Origin of the sequence: Ideonella sp. B508-1, assembly GCF_000333615.1 — a bacterium.
Lineage (GTDB): Bacteria > Pseudomonadota > Gammaproteobacteria > Burkholderiales > Burkholderiaceae_C > Ideonella.
On the sequence record NZ_BADL01000320.1, the window covers coordinates 1 to 4,711 of the forward strand.

The 4,711-nt window shown below is 69.2% G+C and carries 4 protein-coding genes and 2 pseudogenes; 4 read left to right on the top strand and 2 right to left on the bottom strand.

The window, feature by feature from the left end:
- The first annotated feature begins 3 nt into the window (after positions 1 to 3).
- Positions 4 to 738 carry a ParA family protein gene (locus tag I73_RS27955; protein ID WP_083876743.1) on the top strand — a complete coding sequence of 245 codons (735 nt, stop codon included), beginning with the start codon at positions 4 to 6 and terminating at the stop codon, positions 736 to 738.
- Between the two features lie 465 nt (positions 739 to 1,203).
- On the opposite strand, the gene argC is transcribed toward I73_RS27955, so the two are convergent.
- Entirely contained in the window at positions 1,204 to 2,145 is a 942-nt protein-coding gene (argC, locus tag I73_RS13915) for an N-acetyl-gamma-glutamyl-phosphate reductase (protein ID WP_022981168.1), read from the bottom strand.
- A gap of 92 nt (positions 2,146 to 2,237) precedes the next feature.
- Here argC and I73_RS13920 point away from each other — a divergent pair, with 92 nt between their 5' ends.
- The 3 genes and pseudogenes from I73_RS13920 to I73_RS31695 form a co-directional block, all read left to right on the top strand.
- Positions 2,238 to 2,807, top strand: a complete 570-nt coding sequence (locus tag I73_RS13920; protein WP_022981169.1) for an alpha/beta hydrolase — start codon at positions 2,238 to 2,240, stop codon at positions 2,805 to 2,807.
- Positions 2,808 to 2,915: 108 nt separating this feature from the next.
- A complete protein-coding gene (locus I73_RS30950) occupies positions 2,916 to 3,677 on the top strand; it encodes a LuxR C-terminal-related transcriptional regulator (RefSeq protein WP_022981170.1) in 762 nt (253 codons plus the stop codon).
- 64 nt (positions 3,678 to 3,741) lie between these two features.
- A pseudogene (locus I73_RS31695) lies at positions 3,742 to 4,182 on the top strand (ParB/RepB/Spo0J family partition protein); the annotation flags it as partial.
- On the opposite strand, the pseudogene I73_RS13930 reads toward I73_RS31695, so the two are convergent.
- Positions 4,173 to 4,711: pseudogene (locus tag I73_RS13930) on the bottom strand (PrkA family serine protein kinase); the annotation flags it as partial. The pseudogenes I73_RS31695 and I73_RS13930 sit on opposite strands and share 10 nt — an antisense overlap.

A 4,711-nucleotide genomic window follows, 5' to 3' on the forward strand; every position in this document is an offset into this window, starting at 1 on the left:
TGTGTGAACCTGGCCGCGGGCCTGGCCAGCGTCGGGCAGCGGGTGCTGCTGGTCGACCTGGACCCGCAGGGCAATGCGACCATGGGCTCCGGCGTGGACAAGCGCACCCTGGGCCACAACGTCTACGACGTGCTGCTGGAGACCGCCTCCATCCCCGAAGCCAAGGTCCGCTCGGACAAGGGCGGCTACGACGTGCTGGGCGCCAACCGCGAGCTTTCCGGCGCCGAGGTGGAGCTGGTGGCCCTGGAGCGCCGCAATGAGCGCCTGCGCGCCGCGCTGAAGGCGGTTGATGCAGACTATGACTTCGTGCTGATCGATTGCCCGCCCAGCCTCAGCATGCTGACGCTGAACGGGCTGTGCAGCGCCCATGGCGTGATCGTGCCGATGCAGTGCGAGTACTTCGCACTCGAAGGTCTGACCGACCTGGTCAACACGATCAAGCAGGTGCATGCCAACCTGAACCGGGATCTGCAGCTCATCGGCCTGTTGCGGGTGATGTTCGATCCCCGCATCACGCTGCAGACCCAGGTCAGCGACCAGCTCAAGGCCCACTTCGGCGACAAGGTGTTCGACACCGTCATCCCCCGCAACGTGCGCCTGGCCGAGGCGCCCAGCTACGGCCTGCCGGGCGTGGTGTTCGACCCGGCCTCCAAGGGGGCGCAGGCCTTTGTGCAGTTCGCCCAGGAGATGGTGGCGCGGGTGGCCGGCGAACTGCCGGCGAATGCCGCCGCCGGTTGAGGCGCGGCGGCTCGGCCGTCGGAAATCGCGCGTCAGCAGCAGGCCCACATGGTTGGAGCCGACGTGGCTGGGGGCCACCAGGCCGTAGATGTCGGAGCGGTGGTGGATGCGCAGCCAGGGCCCAGCCGGGCAGGGCATCGTGGCGCAGGGCGATCTCCGACGCCGCGGAGAACAGCGTGGCGTGGTTCTTCTCGTCCGGGGCCCGGGTTGTCGTTTGGCGGATCGTTCAGAGAGAGGTGGACGGTCAGGCCGGAGAGCTGTCTCGGCCTTGCAGATCGACACTGACTGACGCATGGGGAATCAGCAGGTCAGCAGCTTGTCCTTGTCGAGCTTGCCGCCGAACGAGACCCCGGACCAGACGGGTGCCTGGGTTCACCGTGGATGGTGGGATCGGGGGGCTGCTCTTCGGGCCAGGGATGCCTGCCCCATTCCATCTACTGAATGAGGGGGCGTTCACCTCGCAGATCAGAGCCCTGCGCCTTCGTTCAACCCAAGGTGCACGTTCATGGCCTGGACAGCGGCGCCGCTGGCCCCCTTGCCCAGGTTGTCCAGGCGGGACATCAGCAGCACCTGCTCGTCGTTGGCAAAGACGAACAGGTCCACCCGGTTGGTGTCGTTGCAGGCCTGTACATCGAAGAAGCCGTTGGCCAGGGTGTCCGGATCGGCCAGGGGCATGACGCGCACGAAACGCTCGCCGGCGTAGCGCGCGGCCAGGGCCTGCTGCAGGTCGGCGGCCGTGGCGCCACCCTTCAGCTGCGAGCGATGCAAGGGCACACTCACGGCCAAGCCTTTGTAGAACGGGCCCACCACCGGCAGGAACACCGGCGGCCGGGCCAGGCCGGTGTGGGCCTTCATCTCGGGCAGGTGCTTGTGGGCCAGGCCCAGGGCATAGGGCCGGGGCGCCTGCAGGGCCGGATCGCCGCCGGCCTCGTACTGCTCGATCATCTTCTTGCCGCCGCCGGAGTAGCCGGTCAGCGAAGTGGCCGAGATGGCGGCCTCGGCCGGCACCAGGCCCGCATCCACCAGCGGCCGCAGCAGCAGGATGAAGGCGCTGGCGTGGCAGCCGGGGTTGGCGATGCGCTTGCTGGCGCGGATGGCGTCGCGCTGGCCCGGGGCCAGCTCGGGCATGCCGAAGGTCCAGCCCGGCACGGTGCGGTGGGCGGTGCTGGCGTCGATCACGCAGGTGGCGGGGTTGCTCAGCAGGCTCACCGCCTCGCGCGAGGCGGCGTCGGGCAGGCACAGAAAGGCCACATCCGCCGCATTGAGCAGGCGGGCGCGCTCGGCGCTGTCCTTGCGCTTGTCGGCGTCGATGCGCAGCACCTCCACATCGCTGCGGCTGGCCAGCACCTCGTGGATGCGCAAGCCGGTGGTGCCTTCCTGGCCGTCCACGTAGATCTTGAATGTCATGCTGCGGTCCTTCTCTTCTGCCTGGACGTCAGCATGCGGCGGCTGCGCCAGAATCGGGGCCCCGAAGCATAAGGCAAGCGCAGGTCTCCACGGTGTCAACGCATTCATCCGCGCCACGCATTCTGTTGCTGCCGGGCTGGCAGGATTCCGGCGAAGGCCACTGGCAGACCCGCTGGGAAGCCCTGCACGGCGACGAACGCGTGCGCCAGCACGACTGGCTGTGGCCGCGCCGGGGCGACTGGATGGCCCAGCTGGAGGAGGCCGTGCTGGCCGACGAGCGGCCGGTGGTGCTGGTGGCTCACAGCCTGGGCAACCACCTGGTCGCCGCCTGGGTCGATCACAGCCGGCAGGCGGGACGGGTGGCGGCGGCCCTGCTGGTGGCGCCGCCCGATCTGGACCGACCGGAAGTGCCGCCCCAGCTGTTCAACTGGCGGCCCATGCGCCTGCCCCGGCTGCCGTTCCCCGCCTTGGCTGCCTACAGCGAGGATGATCCCTGGTGCACGCCCGAGCGCGCCCGCTGGCTGGCCGACCAATGGGGCGTGCCCAGCCGGTCGATCGGCGCGCGGGGCCATGTGAACCACGATTCCGGCCTGGGTGACTGGCCCGAAGGGCGGGCCTGGCTGCAGGCGCTGATGACCTCCGGGGGGCGGCCCGTGGGCTGAGCGGCTGGCGCCTCTGTCATCGGCGCTTCACCGGCGCTGCCTAGCCTGGGCCCTCTTTTCCCAGACGCGAGGGCCGCCCGGTCGAAGGCCGGGAGCGGGCAGACCACCATGACCACACCGCTTTCCGGCCCGCCCGACGGCGAGGCCCTGCTGCGCGCCGCCGAGGTGGCGGGCACGGTGCGCAACCGGCACCAGTTCTTTCTGTGGCTGCGCCTGCACCTGCACCGCTTCGTGCCGCATGAGCTGATGCTGTGCCGCATCGGCCGGCTGCGTGCGGGTGCCGAGCACCGGGTGGAGGTCTTCAACTGCCTGCCATTGGCGGAGGGCCTGATCGAGGCGCTCAATGCGCCCCAGGGCTTGCTGTGGCGCCAGCTGCAGGAGGTCTGGGTGAACGAGGGGCGCCGCCCTGTGCTGCTGCCGCTGGAGCGATTGGACGCGCCGGAAGGCTTGGCCCTGCAGGGCGCCGGCTTTGCCCAGTTGGTGGTGCATGGCGTGGACGGCACAGCCGGCATCCATCCGCCCTTGCTGGTGGCCCTGGGCCGCCCCCAGACCCAGGTGCTGGAGGCCGTGGCCACCCTGGCGGGGCTGCAGACCTGGCTGCCGCACCTGCACTTCAGTGCCGCCCGGGCCTTGCAGGAAGGCGAGGGCCAGTCGGTGGGCGACCCCGACTGGCCCCGCGTGCTGACCGAGCGCGAGCTGGAGGTGCTGCGCGCGATGCGGGTGGCCCGCAGCAATGCCCAGATCGGCGAGCAGCTGGGCATCAGTGCGCTGACGGTGAAGAACCACCTGCGCAAGATCATGCGCAAGCTGGGGGCGGGCAACCGGGTGCAGGCGGTGGCCGAGGCCATGGCCCGCCACATGATCAGCTGAGCCGCGCGGCCGGCTTGCGCCAGCCCGCATGGCCGCGGGCCGCCGATCGCGGACAATGCGCCGCATGGCAAGCAAGAAACCCAAGGGCCTCGGGATGGGGCTGGAGGCCCTGTTGGGGCCCAAGGTCACCGAAGCCCCCGCGCGCGACGCAGAGCGTGAGGGCGCGCCCAGTGTCCTGAAGATCGCCCAGATGCAGGCCGGCAAGTACCAGCCGCGCACCCGCATGGACGAGGGCTCGCTCTATGAACTGGCCGAGAGCATCAAGAGCCAGGGCATCATGCAACCCATTTTGGTGCGTCCGGTGGGCGATCCGGTGCAGCGGCGCTACGAGATCATCGCCGGCGAGCGCCGCTTCCGCGCTGCCCAGCTGGCCGGGCTGACCGAGGTGCCGGTGCTGGTCAAGGCCGTGCCGGACGAAGCCGCGGCCGTGATGGCCCTGATCGAAAACATCCAGCGCGAGGACCTGAACCCGCTGGAAGAAGCCCAGGGCCTCAAGCGCTCGATCTGCTGCTCCAGCACGTACATCAGGTGCACCGGGTTGGCGGCCACCTCCTGGCTGTCGAAGTTGAAGACCTTGGAGATGATCTTGTAGGCGAAGCGGGTGGAGATGCCGGCCATGCCCTCGTCCACGCCCGCGTAGTCGCGGTACTCCTGCATGGACTTGGCGCGCGGGTCGGTGTCCTTGAGGTTCTCGCCGTCGTAGACCTGCATCTTGCTGAACAGGCTGGAGTTCTCGGGCTCCTTCAGGCGGGTGAGCACCGCGAACTGGGCCATCATCTTCAGGGTGCCCGGGGCGCAGGTGGCACCGGCCAGCGAGGAGCTCTTGAGCAGCTTCTCGTAGATCTTCACCTCCTCGGAGACGCGCAGGCAGTACGGCACCTTGACGATGTAGATGCGGTCCAGGAAGGCCTCGTTGTTCTTGTTGTTGCGGAAGGCCTTCCACTCGCTCTCGTTGCTGTGCGCCAGCACCACGCCATCGAAGGGGATGGCGCCGAAGCCTTCGGTGCCCTTGAAGTTGCCTTCCTGCGTGGCCG

Bases quoted from the DNA above. Each gene is read 5' to 3' on its own strand.
- I73_RS30950 (WP_022981170.1), top strand. From the start codon at position 2,916: ATGACCACACCGCTTTCCGGCCCGCCCGACGGCGAGGCCCTGCTGCGC.
- argC (WP_022981168.1), bottom strand. From the start codon at position 2,145: ATGACATTCAAGATCTACGTGGACGGCCAGGAAGGCACCACCGGCTTG.